The 13,083-nt window shown below is 72.9% G+C and carries 14 protein-coding genes; 9 read left to right on the top strand and 5 right to left on the bottom strand.

Going from position 1 to position 13,083, the window contains the following annotated elements; genetic code table 11:
• Positions 1–116 precede the first annotated feature (116 nt).
• Entirely contained in the window at positions 117–566 is a 450-nt protein-coding gene (locus tag ACZ6SQ_RS37390; RefSeq protein ID WP_469570332.1) for an ATP-binding protein, read from the bottom strand.
• 307 nt (positions 567–873) lie between these two features.
• Positions 874–1,785 carry a VldE C-terminal domain-containing protein gene (locus tag ACZ6SQ_RS37385; RefSeq protein ID WP_469570329.1) on the bottom strand — a complete coding sequence of 304 codons (912 nt, stop codon included), beginning with the start codon at positions 1,783–1,785 and terminating at the stop codon, positions 874–876.
• 99 nt (positions 1,786–1,884) lie between these two features.
• Here ACZ6SQ_RS37385 and dapE point away from each other — a divergent pair, with 99 nt between their 5' ends.
• Complete coding sequence (gene dapE / locus ACZ6SQ_RS37380) at positions 1,885–2,964, top strand: succinyl-diaminopimelate desuccinylase (RefSeq protein WP_469570326.1); 1,080 nt, start codon at positions 1,885–1,887, stop codon at positions 2,962–2,964.
• 146 nt (positions 2,965–3,110) lie between these two features.
• Positions 3,111–3,887 carry an LOG family protein gene (locus ACZ6SQ_RS37375; RefSeq protein WP_386378931.1) on the top strand — a complete coding sequence of 259 codons (777 nt, stop codon included), beginning with the start codon at positions 3,111–3,113 and terminating at the stop codon, positions 3,885–3,887.
• Between the two features lie 6 nt (positions 3,888–3,893).
• Here ACZ6SQ_RS37375 and folP read toward each other — a convergent pair whose 3' ends face one another.
• Positions 3,894–4,754 (bottom strand): dihydropteroate synthase, encoded by an 861-nt coding sequence (folP, locus tag ACZ6SQ_RS37370; RefSeq protein WP_469570322.1) that lies wholly within the window; start codon positions 4,752–4,754, stop codon positions 3,894–3,896.
• Between the two features lie 117 nt (positions 4,755–4,871).
• On the opposite strand from folP, the gene ACZ6SQ_RS37365 reads away from it, so the two are divergent.
• Positions 4,872–5,228, top strand: a complete 357-nt coding sequence (locus tag ACZ6SQ_RS37365) for a DivIVA domain-containing protein (RefSeq protein ID WP_469570320.1) — start codon at positions 4,872–4,874, stop codon at positions 5,226–5,228.
• On the top strand, positions 5,225–5,812 hold the full coding sequence (locus ACZ6SQ_RS37360; RefSeq protein WP_469570318.1) for a DNA-3-methyladenine glycosylase I: 588 nt from the start codon (positions 5,225–5,227) through the stop codon (positions 5,810–5,812). The genes ACZ6SQ_RS37365 and ACZ6SQ_RS37360 overlap by 4 nt, the downstream gene beginning before the upstream one ends.
• Before the next feature lie 241 nt (positions 5,813–6,053).
• On the opposite strand, the gene chcB is transcribed toward ACZ6SQ_RS37360, so the two are convergent.
• Positions 6,054–6,857: a 2-cyclohexenylcarbonyl CoA isomerase gene (gene chcB, locus ACZ6SQ_RS37355; protein WP_469570316.1), complete on the bottom strand. Its 804-nt coding sequence runs from the start codon at positions 6,855–6,857 to the stop codon at positions 6,054–6,056.
• 387 nt (positions 6,858–7,244) lie between these two features.
• Between chcB and ACZ6SQ_RS37350 the strand changes: the two genes are divergently transcribed.
• Entirely contained in the window at positions 7,245–7,412 is a 168-nt protein-coding gene (locus tag ACZ6SQ_RS37350) for a DUF3117 domain-containing protein (RefSeq protein ID WP_003966491.1), read from the top strand.
• A gap of 175 nt (positions 7,413–7,587) precedes the next feature.
• Here the strand turns inward: ACZ6SQ_RS37350 and ACZ6SQ_RS37345 are convergent, their stop codons facing one another.
• Positions 7,588–8,340, bottom strand: coding sequence for an O-methyltransferase (locus ACZ6SQ_RS37345; protein WP_469570339.1), 753 nt, complete (start codon positions 8,338–8,340; stop codon positions 7,588–7,590).
• Between the two features lie 180 nt (positions 8,341–8,520).
• Between ACZ6SQ_RS37345 and sigE the strand changes: the two genes are divergently transcribed.
• The 4 genes from sigE (at position 8,521) to ACZ6SQ_RS37325 (ending at position 12,900) form a co-directional block, all read left to right on the top strand.
• Positions 8,521–9,222: an RNA polymerase sigma factor SigE gene (sigE, locus tag ACZ6SQ_RS37340; protein ID WP_469570337.1), complete on the top strand. Its 702-nt coding sequence runs from the start codon at positions 8,521–8,523 to the stop codon at positions 9,220–9,222.
• Positions 9,219–10,181 carry an anti-sigma factor family protein gene (locus tag ACZ6SQ_RS37335; RefSeq protein ID WP_469570314.1) on the top strand — a complete coding sequence of 321 codons (963 nt, stop codon included), beginning with the start codon at positions 9,219–9,221 and terminating at the stop codon, positions 10,179–10,181. The genes sigE and ACZ6SQ_RS37335 overlap by 4 nt, the downstream gene beginning before the upstream one ends.
• A gap of 141 nt (positions 10,182–10,322) precedes the next feature.
• A complete protein-coding gene (locus tag ACZ6SQ_RS37330; RefSeq protein ID WP_469570312.1) occupies positions 10,323–12,269 on the top strand; it encodes a S1C family serine protease in 1,947 nt (648 codons plus the stop codon).
• Between the two features lie 184 nt (positions 12,270–12,453).
• Positions 12,454–12,900, top strand: a complete 447-nt coding sequence (locus tag ACZ6SQ_RS37325) for a sec-independent translocase (RefSeq protein ID WP_469570309.1) — start codon at positions 12,454–12,456, stop codon at positions 12,898–12,900.
• The last annotated feature ends 183 nt before the right edge of the window (positions 12,901–13,083 follow it).

The following is a 13,083-nucleotide window of genomic DNA, read 5'->3' as shown; positions in this document are numbered from 1 at the left end:
CCCCCCCCCCCTCCCCCCCCCCCCCCCCCCCCCCCCCCCCCCCCCCCCCCCCCCCCCCCCCCCCCCCCCCCCCCCCCCCCCCCCCCCCCCCCCCCGCGGCCGTATGTGCTCCGGGCTCAGCCCAGCGGCAGGCCGCCGACCGGCAGGGAGCCGGTGGGCAGGCCGCCGCCCGGGGTGAGGGAGTCGGCGGGCAGGCCGCCCTTGGTGGCGCCGCCGGCCGCGTCCCCGACGAGGTCCCCGCCGACACCGGCCGCCTCCCCGGCGGTCTTCTGCACGGCGGGCGTGGCCTTCTTCGCCGCCTTGCCGCCGGTCTTGCCCACGCCCGGGACGGACTTCTCGACGGTCTGGCCGCCCGCCGTGCCCGCGAGGCCGGTGACGCCGCGCGCCGCGCCGTCGGCGGTGGTGCCGAGGTTCGCCGCGTCCGGGGTGGCCAGGCCGGTCAGGTTCGGGGTCTGGGGCAGCTCGGGGGCCGCGCTCGCGGAGCCGGCCGCACCGACCCCGGCAGCCGCCCCCGCGGCGACGAGCAGCGCGGCACGGGCGATCCGGCGGGAGAGGGGGAGGGTCATGATGCTCCTTCGAGGGGAGAGAACGTAGGACGTGTCCGGCCGCGCCAGGCTGTTGACGGGGCTCGGACACCGTGACTACCGCTCGAAGTCCGCCGAGGTTGCGGAGAGATAACGCAAAGAGTTGGTAATGCGTCGCATTATCTGTTGTGGATAAAAACGGGCAAAGGGAGTCCGTCCGGGGGTTTTGCGGAATCCTTACAGCCCTTGCCTCCCAAGGGTTTCCGCGTTCACGAGAGTGACGTCACGAAAACCTGCGCACATCGCGGGACCCGGCGGTCCGCACGACCCCTGCGGGTGAGCGGCCGCACTAGTGCACGGTGACGATCCGTACGGCCTCCGAGGCGGCCGCGGCCGGACGCCACTCGCTCTCGGTCGTGCCCGCCGTCCACTCCCGGCCGCCGTACGACACCCGTTCGATGCGCAGGGCCGAGGCGTTGGCCACCGCCCAGTGCGCGATCTGCCAGCCGTGCTCGCGGCCCCCGACCGGCACGGACACGGCCCGCCCGCTGGCCCTGGTGCCACCGGCGGCGCCCTTCGCGCCGTGCGCGCCCACCTCCGCGCCCGCCGCGGCCATCGCGTCGCGCCCGAAGTCCCGCACAAGAGCCGAACGCACCGCGTCCGGGCCCGTGCCGCCGCCGTCGCCCACACGGCCGTCACAGGTCAGCGTGGCCGCCGCGCGCCCGGTCAGCGCAGCCGCCAGCAGCGTGGCGTCCGGCTCGTGCTTGGCGTACGCCAGCGGATAACCGCTGCGCTGCACCCGCTGGGCGGCGTCGGTCAGCGCCAGCCCCTCGTAGCCGGGCACCTTCACCAGGTGCTCGTAGAACTCGCCCGCCGCGTACGCCGGGTCCATGATCTGCCGCGGGGTGCCCCAGCCCTGCGAGGGCCGCTGCTGGAACAGGCCCAGCGAGTCCCGGTCGCCGTGCCGGATGTTGCGCAGCGCCGACTCCTGGAGGGCGGTGGCCAGCGCGATCGTCACCGCCCGCTCCGGCAGCCCGCGGTTCACGCCCACGGCCGTGATCGTCGCCGCGTTCACCGCCTGCTCCGGCGTGAACTCGTAACGCGTGCCGTCCCCGCCGGCCGAGACGACCCGGCAGTCCGGCGTACCGGCCCCGCCGCTGACGTACTGCACGACGAGATAGCCCGCGAGCGCGAGCAGCACGAGCAGCGCCGCGCCGGAACGGCCGCGACGCCTGGCAGTGGTGGGGAACTGCTCGGACACGCCGTACAAGGTAGCCGAGGCTGTTCGAACCACGGCGTGCCGGTTGGACAAAGGTTCGGCGCCGGTGTGCCGCGGCTGTGGAGCGTTAGGGTCGAGGCCATGGCCGATACCCCGCTTGACCTCACGCTGGACGCCGCCCTGCTGACCGCGCAGCTCGTGGACTTCCCCTCCGAGAGCGGCACCGAGAAGCCCCTCGCGGACGCCGTCGAGACCGCCCTGCGCGCCCTGCCGCACCTCACGGTCGACCGCCACGGCAACAACGTCGTCGCCCGCACGAACCTCGGCTGTGCCGAGCGGGTGATCCTGGCCGGGCACATCGACACCGTGCCCATCGCGGACAACGTCCCCTCGCGCCTGGACGAGAACGGCGTGCTGTGGGGCTGCGGCACCTGCGACATGAAGGCGGGCGTCGCCGTCCAGCTGCGCATCGCGGCCACCGTCCCGGCCCCCAACCGCGACCTGACCTTCGTCTTCTACGACAACGAGGAGGTCGCCGCCGACCTCAACGGCCTCAAGCACGTCGCCGAAGCGCACCCCGACTGGCTGGCCGGCGACTTCGCGGTGCTGCTGGAGCCGTCCGACGGCGAGGTCGAGGGCGGCTGCCAGGGCACCCTGCGGGTGCTGCTGCGGACCAAGGGCGAGCGGGCCCACTCCGCGCGCAGCTGGATGGGCTCCAACGCCATCCACGCCGCCGCCCCGATCCTGGCCCGCCTCGCCGCGTACGAGCCGCGCCACCCGGTCATCGACGGCCTGGAGTACCGCGAGGGACTGAACGCCGTGCGCGTCGAGGGCGGGGTCGCGGGGAACGTCATCCCCGACGAGTGCGTGGTCGCCGTGAACTTCCGCTACGCGCCCGACCGCACGCCCGAGGAGGCCGTCGCGCACGTGCGGGAGGTCTTCGCGGACTGCGGTGTCGAGGAGTTCGTCGTCGACGACCACAGCGGCGCCGCCCTGCCCGGCCTGTCCCACCCGGCCGCCGTCGAGTTCATCAAGGCCGTCGGCGGCACCCCGCAGCCCAAGTACGGCTGGACGGACGTGTCCCGCTTCAGCGCCCTCGGCGTCCCGGCCGTGAACTACGGCCCCGGCAACCCGCACCTGGCCCACAAGCGCGACGAACGCGTCGAGACGGCGAAGATCCTCGCGGGCGAGGAACGCCTGCGGAACTGGCTCACCTCCTGACCGTGCCCCGGTGGCCGGAGCGCCTCCGGGACGCCCCCGGCCCGGCCGCCGAGGACTCCGGCTCCACGGCAGACATGCGGACGTCCCCCGCGCGTAACCCGCGTAGATCTACGCTGAGGTGGAAAGACCGAGCGGAGGGAGCGCACATGGCTACCGGAAACCCCGAGGGGAAGAAGCAGCCGCCGGAGGAACAGCGTCTGGGTCCGGTCCTCCGGCGGCGCGGTCAGGTCACGGCCAGCACCACCGACCAGCGGCTGCTGGACGCGGGCGGCCCCTCGGACTGGGTGCACACCGACCCCTGGCGGGTCCTGCGCATCCAGTCGGAGTTCATCGAGGGCTTCGGCACACTCGCCGAACTCCCTCCCGCGATCAGCGTGTTCGGCTCCGCCCGCACCCGCCCGGACTCCCCGGAGTACGAGGCCGGGGTCCGGCTCGGCCGCGGTCTGGTCGAGGCCGGCTGGGCCGTCATCACCGGCGGCGGCCCGGGCGCGATGGAGGCCGCGAACAAGGGGGCCTGCGAGGCCGACGGCATCTCCGTCGGCCTGGGCATCGAGCTGCCCTTCGAACAGGGACTGAACCCGTACGTCGACATCGGCCTGAACTTCCGGTACTTCTTCGTCCGGAAGATGATGTTCGTCAAGTACGCCCAGGGCTTCGTGGTCCTGCCCGGCGGCCTCGGCACCCTCGACGAACTCTTCGAGGCCCTCACCCTCGTCCAGACCCAGAAGGTCACCCGCTTCCCGATCGTGCTGTTCGGCAGCGCGTACTGGGGCGGCCTGGTCGACTGGCTGCGGGACACGGTGATCGCCGGGGGCAAGGCCGCCGAGAAGGACCTGCTGCTGTTCCACGTCACGGACGACGTGGACGAGGCGGTCGCCCTGGTGTCCAAGGAAGCCGGACGGGACCGACTGCCCCCCGCCTGACGACCGTCAGGCCAGCCCTCTGCGGGCCACCGCCGGCTGCCGGTGGCCCGCGATGGCCGCGACCATGTCCAGCACCTGACGGGTCTCCGCCACCTCGTGCACCCGGTACACCTGCGCGCCCAGCCACGCGGACACCGCGGTCGTCGCGAGGGTGCCCAGCACCCGCTCCTTGACCGGGCGGTCCAGGGACTCGCCGACGAAGTCCTTGTTCGACAGCGACACCAGCACGGGCCACCCGGTCTCCACCATCTCCGGCAGCCGCCGGGTGGCCTCCAGGCTGTGCCGGGTGTTCTTGCCGAAGTCGTGCCCGGGGTCGATCAGCACCGACTCGCGCGGCACCCCCAGGGCCACCGCCCGTTCGGCCAGGCCCACCGTCACCCGCAGGATGTCCGCCATGACGTCGTCGTACGTCACCCGGTGCGGACGGGTCCGCGGCCGCGCGCCGCCCGCGTGGGTGCACACCAGGCCCACCCCGTACCGTGCGGCGACCTCCGCCAGCCTCGGGTCGACCCCGCCCCAGGCGTCGTTCAGCAGGTCGGCGCCCGCCTCGCACACGGCCTCGCCGACCTCGTGCCGCCAGGTGTCCACGCTGATCACCACGTCCGGGAAGCGCCTGCGCACCTCCGCGACGAAGCCGACCGTGCGCCGCGCCTCCTCCTCGGCGGAGACCTCCTCGCCGGGGCCCGCCTTGACGCCGCCGATGTCGATGATCGCGGCCCCGTCGGCCACGGCCTGCTCCACGCGCGCGAGGGCGGGCTCGTCCCGGAAGGTGGCCCCCTGGTCGTAGAAGGAGTCCGGGGTCCGGTTCACGATCGCCATGATCACCGGCTCGCGCGGGTCGAACTCCCGCCTGCCCAGCCTGAGCATCCCCTGTGACCTCTCCTCGTTCGCGCTGGTCTTCGGCCGTCTGTGACCCTAACTGTCAGCGTCGCATGGCACGATCGGACCCTGACACATTCGGCGCCGATCCTGGGGACGTCAGCGATGGTTATGTTCTTGTTCCTGGTTCTCGCGCTCGCCATCGTGGTCGCGGCGGTCACCCTCGCCGTGGTCGGCGGCGGCGAGGGCAGCGGACCCCTGCCCGAGGCGCCGCCCGAGCGCCTGCGGGACCCGTTGCCGTCCGGCCGTCCGGTGGGGCGCGCCGACGTGGACGCGCTGCGCTTCCCGCTGGCCGCCCGCGGCTACCGGATGTCCGACGTGGACGACGCCCTGAACCGCCTCGGCGCGGAACTCGCCGAGCGCGACGCCCGCATCGCCGACCTGGAGTCCGCCCTGGCCGGCGCCCGCGCGCCCGGCCCGGTGCGGATGGACAAGCCGGGCCCGGAGGAGGACCAGCGGTGAGCGACGGCACGGCCATCCCGGGCCCGGACGGCGCCCTGCGCTGCCCCTGGGCCCTGTCCACCGAGGACTACGTCACCTACCACGACGAGGAGTGGGGCCGCCCCGTCCACGGCGACGACGCCCTGTTCGAACGCCTCAGCCTGGAGGCCTTCCAGTCCGGGCTGTCCTGGATCACGATCCTGCGCCGCCGCCCCGGCTTCCGTGCCGCGTTCGCCGGCTTCCGGATCGCCGAGGTCGCCGCCTTCACCGACGCCGATCGCGAACGCCTCCTGGCCGACGCCGGCATCATCCGCAACCGCGCCAAGATCGACGCGACCATGGCCAACGCCAAGGTCCTCGCGGACTGGGTCCCGGGCGACCTGGACACCCTGATCTGGTCCCACGCCCCGGACCCCGCCACCCGCCCGGCCCCCAGCACCCTCGCCGACGTCCCCGCGGTCACCCCGGAGTCCACCGCCCTCTCCAAGTCCCTCAAAAAACAGGGCCTCCGCTTCGTGGGCCCCACCACGGCCTACGCCCTGATGCAGTCCTGCGGCCTGGTCGACGACCACCTGAAGGCCTGCGTGAGCAGAACGACGCCCTAGAGCTCTGCTTCGAGGACGCGGCCCCGCTCCGCCACGCGGCTCCGCCGCGTGGACGCGAGCGGCAACGGCCCTCTTTCGGGGACGCGGGGCTGTTCCGATATGCGGCTCCGCCGCGTGGGCGCGACAAGCCACGACGAACCCGCACTCGAAGCCGACACGGAAGCCCCCAGGGGCGCGGGGAACTGCGCAAAACCACAGCCACCCCGCACCCCGCAGGCCCGGCCAGGGCCGAAGCCGACCCCTACCGCCCCAAGTACTTCGGCTTCTCCTTGTTCACGAACGCCTGCACCGCGATCGCGTGATCCTCGGACGCCCCGGCCCGAGCCTGAAGCTCGTCCTCCTTCTCCAGCGTCTCGGAGAACGTGTGCGTGAGCCCGTACGCCACGGACTCCTTCAGCGCGGCGTACGCCACCGTCGGCCCCTCGGCCAGCATCCGCGCCACCGCCTCACCCTCGGAGCGCACCGCGTCCGGGGAGACGACCCGGTTCGCGATCCCCAGCTCCAGCGCCTCCTGCGCGGAGATGTTCCGCGGGAAGAGCAGCAGGTCGGTGGCCCGGCCGGGCCCGATCACCCGCGGCAGCGTCCAGGAGATCCCGGAGTCCGCGGTGAGGGCGACCCCCGCGAAGGACGTGTTGAAGGAGGCCGTGTCGGCGACGACCCGGTAGTCCGCGGCCAGCGCGAACCCGAAGCCGGCCCCGGCGGCCACCCCGTTCACCGCCGCCACCACCGGCTTCGGCGCCTCCACCAGCGCCCGCGCGATCGGGTTGTAGTGCTCCCGCACGGTGGACATGACCTGCCCCCCGCCCGCCTCGCGCGCGGTGACGAGCAGCCCGATGTGCTCCTTGAGGTCCTGGCCCACACAGAAGGCCCGTTCCCCCGCTGCGGTCAGCAGGATCGCCCGAACGGCGGTGTCGGCGGCAGCTTCCTGCGCGGCGTCCCGCAGAGCGACCTTCGTCGCCACGTTCAGCGCGTTCATCGCCTCGGGGCGGTTCAGCGTGATCGTCGCCAGCCCGTCGCTCACCTCGTAGAGCACGGTGTCGGCCATGGGGCACCCCTCCGGTGTCGCGGCAAGGCGTACCGGCCGGTACGCCTTTGTGTCCGAAGGACAGCATGGCGGACCCTGCCCCGGGCGGAGGTGTGACCTGCGTCAAAGAAAAAGAGACACTTCCGGGCCACCTCGTGGCCGTGCGGCCGCGCAGTATCGCAGCCACATCCCCGAATTGGGTGGTTTTGCTCGCGCGCGTTGCCCAAGCGATGCCGACTGATGTTGGTCATCGGGTCGTGAGATGCGGGATAATGGCTTGGAAGCAATGTGTTCGATGCCGGTGTCGCGTGTCCTGCGCAAAGGACCGCGCGTGCCCTCCCGAGGGGCGTGCCCCTTCAGCGGGCCGTCGGCTTTGACGATGAGCTGGTTTCAGGAAGGGGAACGAGCATGGCGGCCATGAAGCCGCGGACGGGCGACGGCCCGCTCGAGGTGACCAAGGAGGGGCGGGGCATCGTCATGCGCGTTCCGCTCGAAGGCGGCGGTCGGCTTGTCGTCGAGCTGACCCCTGACGAGGCCGACGCGCTCGGCGATGCCCTCAAGAAGGTTGTGGGCTGACGCGCAAGCGACCATACCCTTTCGGCCGCCCCGGTACCGCACAAGGTGCCGGGGCGCCCGTGTTCCCGGGCCCGGCGCGCACGGATGGCCGGAAAGACGGCCACACAGGCCCCCCGCCCGGCCGCCCGGCCGACCCGGTCTGGTCAGCGGCGGAACGGTCCGCGCGGGGACGGGTTCATCTCTTGACCGCGCAGAGCAGCCCGTCGCCGACGGGCAGCAGCGAGGTCACCAGCTCCTGGCTCTCCCGCACGGCCCGCAGCAGCTCCCGCAACCGGACCACCTCGGTGGGCTGGGGCCCGGAGTCGACCGTGCGGCCGTTGGCGAAGACGCCCTCGAAGACCACCAGGCCGCCCGGACGCAGCAGGCGCAACGATTCAGCGAGGTAGTCCAGGACCTCCTGGCGGTCGCCGTCGCAGAAGACGAGGTCGTAACCGGCGTCGGCGAGGCGGGGGAGGACGTCGAGCGCCCGGCCCGGGATGAATCGGGCCCGGTTGCTGGCGAAGCCGGAGGCGCGGAAGGCCTGGCGGGCGAACTGCTGGTGCTCGGGTTCCGGGTCGACCGTGGTCAGGACGCCGTCGGGGCGCATTCCGTGCAGCAGGTGGATGCCGGAGACCCCGGTACCGGTGCCGATCTCCGCGACCGCCTTGGCGTCCACGGAAGCGGCCAGCAACCCCAGAGCGGCGCCCGTGCCGGGCGTCACCGAGCGCAGCCCCGCCTCCCGGGCCCGCTCCCGGGCCCAGCGCAGTGCTTCGTCCTCGGCGACATAGGCGTCGGCGAACGCCCAGCTCGTCTGCCGGTTGCCGGTGATGTCCCTCTCCTGTCCCCTGGTTGCCTCGGCGTGACTGTATCCGTTGGGGACGGGAACCCGCAGATGGGACCAGGCGTTTAGAAGGGTGTGAACGCACACGGGGGGACACGGTTGGATCACGGCGGCGGACGGGGTGACGAGCAAGTGCTGACGCAGCCGCATGAGCCGTACCAGCGCAGATCAATTTCTCGTAAAACCGCTTATCCGGAGCTAACGGACGAGGTGGCTATGGTAGGGGCTCCACTGGACACCACCAGAGCCGACAGGGGAGGTGCGGCTGCGTCTGTGGATCGGGGAGGAGTGCTGCGGCGCTTTCTCGGATCGGCGGGCAGGCCGAAATCCGTGACCGACACAGCTGCTGACCCCAGCCACGCCGCTGGCCTCGACCGCACCGCGACCTTCTCCACCGACGCGGACGGGCAGGCGTGGACTCCGCCCACGTGGGAGGAGATCGTCAGCACGCACAGCGGCCGCGTCTACCGGCTCGCCTACCGCCTCACGGGCAACCAGCACGATGCCGAGGACCTGACGCAAGAGGTCTTCGTCCGTGTCTTCCGCTCCCTGTCGACCTACTCTCCGGGCACGTTCGAGGGCTGGCTGCACCGCATCACCACGAACCTGTTCCTGGACATGGTCCGCCGCAAGCAGCGCATCCGCTTCGACGCCCTGGGCGAGGACGCGGCCGAGCGGCTCGCCAGCCGTGAGCCGTCCCCGCAGCAGGTCTTCAACGACGCGCACTTCGACGCCGACGTCCAGCAGGCCCTGGACACCCTCGCGCCCGAGTTCCGCGCCGCCGTCGTCCTGTGCGACATCGAGGGGCTGTCCTACGAGGAGATCGCCGCGACCCTGGGCGTCAAGCTCGGCACCGTGCGCTCCCGTATCCACCGCGGCCGGTCCCAGCTGCGCAAGGCGCTCGCCCACCGGTCGCCGGAGGCGCGTGCCGAGCGCCGCTCCTTCGCCTCCCGTATCCCCGTACTGGGGGGAGGGGGCGCGACAGCGTGAGCGGATCCTGGCCGAAACCTGCGGAGGAACACCTCGCAGAGCAGCATCTGGGAGACCGGCTGGCCGCCCTTGTCGACGGCGAGCTCGGTCATGACACGCGTGAGCGTGTGCTGGCGCATCTGGCGACCTGTCCGAAGTGCAAGGCCGAGGTCGACGCCCAGCGCCGACTGAAGAACGTCTTCGCGGAGGCCGCCCCGCCGCCCCCGTCCGAGAGCTTCCTGGCCCGTCTCCAGGGGCTGCCCGGGGGAGGTGACTCCGACGGCGGTCCGCTGTCGCCCGGGGGAGGCTTCGCCGGACTCGGCGGCAGGCCCGCCGGGGTGTTCGGGGTGAGGCGCGACGAGCGCTTCGAGTTCGACTACGTCCCCGGGGACTCGCGCGCCGCCGCGGTCCTGCCGTCCGGCCCGGCCGCCGGCCGGGGCTTCCGTATCCATGACGTCGGCCGGTCCGACACCGACCGCTCCTCCCGCGGCCGTCGCTTCGCCTTCGCGGCCGCCGGCGCGGTGTCCCTCGCCGCGATCGCGCTCGGCGGCGTGACCACGGGCGTGCCCGCCGACTCCGCCGAGGCCCGTGGCTCCGGGACGGGCAAGGGCTCCAACGTCACCCCGGCCCGCACCGGCGGCACGGGTGCGACCACCCCCGAGAACCAGCGCCGTCGCTCGGGCGGCCCCATGCTCGCCCAGGGACAGGCCAGTCGTCAGGCCATAGAGGACGCCGCGGTCGCTTCGACCCGGACGTCGGCTCCGCTGCTGCCGGGCATGACCGGCGCCCACGAGCCGAACGCGCAGCACCCCATCACCACCCCCGTGGTGGCGGGCGCGGCCGTGATGTCCCCGCTGATACGGCCCTTCGCCGCGACGCCGGTGCTCGGCCTGAGCAGCTGGTCCACGGTTCATGGCAACGAGGTGCCCGGCCTGTTCAAGACGCCGGCGCCCGGCGAGTCCTCCGCCCAGGACCGCTGACCGTCCCCTGCGCGTCCGCGGGTGAACCTGGTTGAATCCAGGGGCCGTGCCCGCGGCAGGCGACCGGGCGCGGCGGCGGAGATCGACGAGTCCGCGGCCGGCGCCTGCGTTCACGATGCCGCGGCCGGCTGTGGGGAGAGCATGAACGAGGGCAAGCCCACGCAGGACCCTTCGGTCCGCCCGACCGCCCTGCCGGACGGTGACTTCGAACTGGAGCGCCCCGGACAGCCGGGGTCGCCGACGGGCGGAGCCGGACACGAGGAGGCCCCGGCCGCCGAGGACGCCTCGGCGTTCGCGGCCGGAGCCTCCGCGGCCGGGTCCCTTGATGCCGGTGCTCCGGGTGCCGGTGCTCCCGATGGTGAGGCGTCGGGTGGCGTGGCGTCGGGGGGCGAGGCGTCGGGTGCGGCCGAGCGCGGTTCCGCCGATGACGTCGTGCCCGGGGACACCGCGCACGCCCACGACGGCGACTTCGAGCTGCGACGCTCGGAGGAGGGCCCGGCACCCGTGGCGGACGCCGTGCCCGCGTTCCCCGAGGACGACAAGGCTCCCGCGGCGGGCATCCCGGAGGCCCCGGCGCCGCTCCCGCAGAGCACCGAGCGGCTCAAGCCCCTGCACGACCCCGACCCTTACAGCACGCCGCCCTACGGCGAACCCGGCCCCTGGGCGCCCGCGCCTCCCGTGCAGCACCCGGCGACCACCCCGCCGCACGGCACGGCGATACCCGCGCCGGCGGTCGGTCACGGCGGCGAGATACCCGCACCCGGAGCCCCCGGTCCCGCCCCGCACGCCCCGCTCCCGCACGCCCCTCTCCCGGGCGCACCCCTGTCAGGCCCGCCCGGCGGCGCCCCCATGCCCCACCCCGCCCCCACACCCCCGCCCGCGACGACGGGCGGCGACCCCTGGCGGCGTTACGACCCCTGGGCCGCCGCGCCCCTCCAGCAGACCGGGGAAGCGGTGGCGACCGCGGCGCAGCGGAAGCGGCGCGGCCGCAAGGCGCTGGTGCTCGGAGCGGTGCTGATCGCGCTGGTCTCCGGCATCGGCGGCGGCATCGTGGGGACGTATCTGGAGCGCAACGGCGGCGTCGGCGGCGTGGAACTGCCGCAGGCCGGTGCGGAACCCGCCGGGCGCGACCCGGACAGCGTCGCCGGGATCGCCGCGCGGACCCTGCCCAGCGTGGTGACGCTCCATGTGCGCGGCAGCGAGCAGTCGGGCACCGGCACCGGCTTCGTGCTCGACGACCGCGGTCACATCCTGACCAACAACCACGTCGTCGAGCCCGCGGGCAAGAACGGCAAGATCACCGTGACCTTCCACAGCGGAGACACCGCCGAGGCCGAGCTCGTCGGCGGCGACTCCGGCTACGACCTCGCCGTGGTCAAGGTCGACGGCGTCCGCGGACTCAAGCCCGCCCCCCTCGGCAACTCCGACAACGTCCAGGTCGGCGACCCGGTCGTGGCCATCGGCGCCCCCTTCGACCTGGCCGGCACTGTCACCTCCGGCATCATCAGCGCCAAGCAGCGCCCGATCACCGCGGGCGGCGAGAAGGGCGACGGCAGCGACATCTCCTACGTCGACGCCCTCCAGACCGACGCGCCCATCAACCCCGGCAACTCCGGCGGGCCGCTGCTCGACTCCCGCGGCCGGGTCATCGGCATCAACTCCGCGATCCGCTCCGCCGAGAGCGGTTCCGACTCCGGCAAGGGGCAGGCCGGTTCGATCGGCCTCGGCTTCGCGATCCCCGTCAACCAGGGCAAGCGCGTCGCCGAAGAACTGATCAACACCGGCAGGGCCCGGCACCCGGTGATCGGCATCACTCTCGACATGGACTACACCGGCGACGGAGCCCGGGTCGGCACGAAGACGAGCGACGGACGCGCCCCGGTCACGGTCGGCGGCCCCGGCGCACGGGCCGGGATCAAGGCCGGTGACGTCATCACCGAGGTCGACGGACAGCGGGTCCACTCCGGCGAGGAACTGATCGTCAAGACCCGGGCCCACCGCCCCGGCGACCGCCTCGAGCTCACGGTCGAGCGCGACGGCGAGGAACGCACGATCTCCCTCGTGCTCGGCTCCTCGGACGACAGCTGACCCCGGCGCGGCAACTCACAGAAGACTGCTGCACACCTCACAGGTCGGGCGCGGAGCCCGGCGCGCACGGCAAACATCTGGAAAACCGGTCGTATACACGCGCCCGGTGGTCACGGCACGGTACCGGTCGGACAGAATCGACGGGTACCGTGGATCCGGCCCGGGACATGGCAAGGAGCTTCAGGTGTTCAATGACATAGGACCGCTCGAGCTGCTGACGCTCATCGTGCTCGCCGTGCTCGTGTTCGGTCCGGACAAGCTCCCGAAGGTCATCCAGGACATCACGCGCACGATCCGCAAGATTCGCGAGTTCTCCGAGAGCGCCAAGCGGGACATCCGCGACGAACTCGGCCCGGAGTTCAAGGACTTCGAGTTCGAGGACCTCAACCCCAAGACGTTCATCCGCAAGCAGATGGACAACGACGACCTGGGGCTGAAGGAGATCCGTAACGGCTTCGACTTCAAGAAGGAGATGGCCGACGTCTCGGACGCCGTCCACAGCCGTGACAGCGACTCCTCGGCGGGCTCCCCGGGCGGTGCGTCCGGCTCCTCCGGCGGCAGCGTCGACATGTCGAAGAAGCCCGACACCGACCGCGACGACCGCCCGCCCTTCGACGCCGACGCCACCTGATCCGCGAGCGCGGCGGTCCCGTCGCGAGGCCGTTCCGTGCCGCGGGAAGCGGCGGTAACAGGCCGCACATCCTGCGCTTTCCCGGCGGCTCCCGATGGTGTCGATATGCTGCCGTGTCGTTGTGCGGACCGTAGGCGTACGCCCGAAGGGGGGCGGGCCGCCCGGTCCGACGAGAGCGAGGAG

The sequence above is a fragment of the Streptomyces sp. NPDC048600 genome, from assembly GCF_055587025.1.
This window is presented reverse-complemented; position numbering and strand designations above follow the sequence as displayed.

Excerpts from the sequence above, each read along its gene's own strand:
- ACZ6SQ_RS37390 (WP_469570332.1), bottom strand. The coding sequence starts at position 566 with ATGACCCTCCCCCTCTCCCGCCGGATCGCCCGTGCCGCGCTGCTCGTC.
- dapE (WP_469570326.1), top strand. The coding sequence starts at position 1,885 with ATGGCCGATACCCCGCTTGACCTCACGCTGGACGCCGCCCTGCTGACC.
- ACZ6SQ_RS37375 (WP_386378931.1), top strand. The coding sequence starts at position 3,111 with ATGGCTACCGGAAACCCCGAGGGGAAGAAGCAGCCGCCGGAGGAACAG.
- folP (WP_469570322.1), bottom strand. The coding sequence starts at position 4,754 with ATGCTCAGGCTGGGCAGGCGGGAGTTCGACCCGCGCGAGCCGGTGATC.
- ACZ6SQ_RS37365 (WP_469570320.1), top strand. The coding sequence starts at position 4,872 with ATGGTTATGTTCTTGTTCCTGGTTCTCGCGCTCGCCATCGTGGTCGCG.
- chcB (WP_469570316.1), bottom strand. The coding sequence starts at position 6,857 with ATGGCCGACACCGTGCTCTACGAGGTGAGCGACGGGCTGGCGACGATC.
- ACZ6SQ_RS37350 (WP_003966491.1), top strand. The coding sequence starts at position 7,245 with ATGGCGGCCATGAAGCCGCGGACGGGCGACGGCCCGCTCGAGGTGACC.
- ACZ6SQ_RS37330 (WP_469570312.1), top strand. The coding sequence starts at position 10,323 with ATGAACGAGGGCAAGCCCACGCAGGACCCTTCGGTCCGCCCGACCGCC.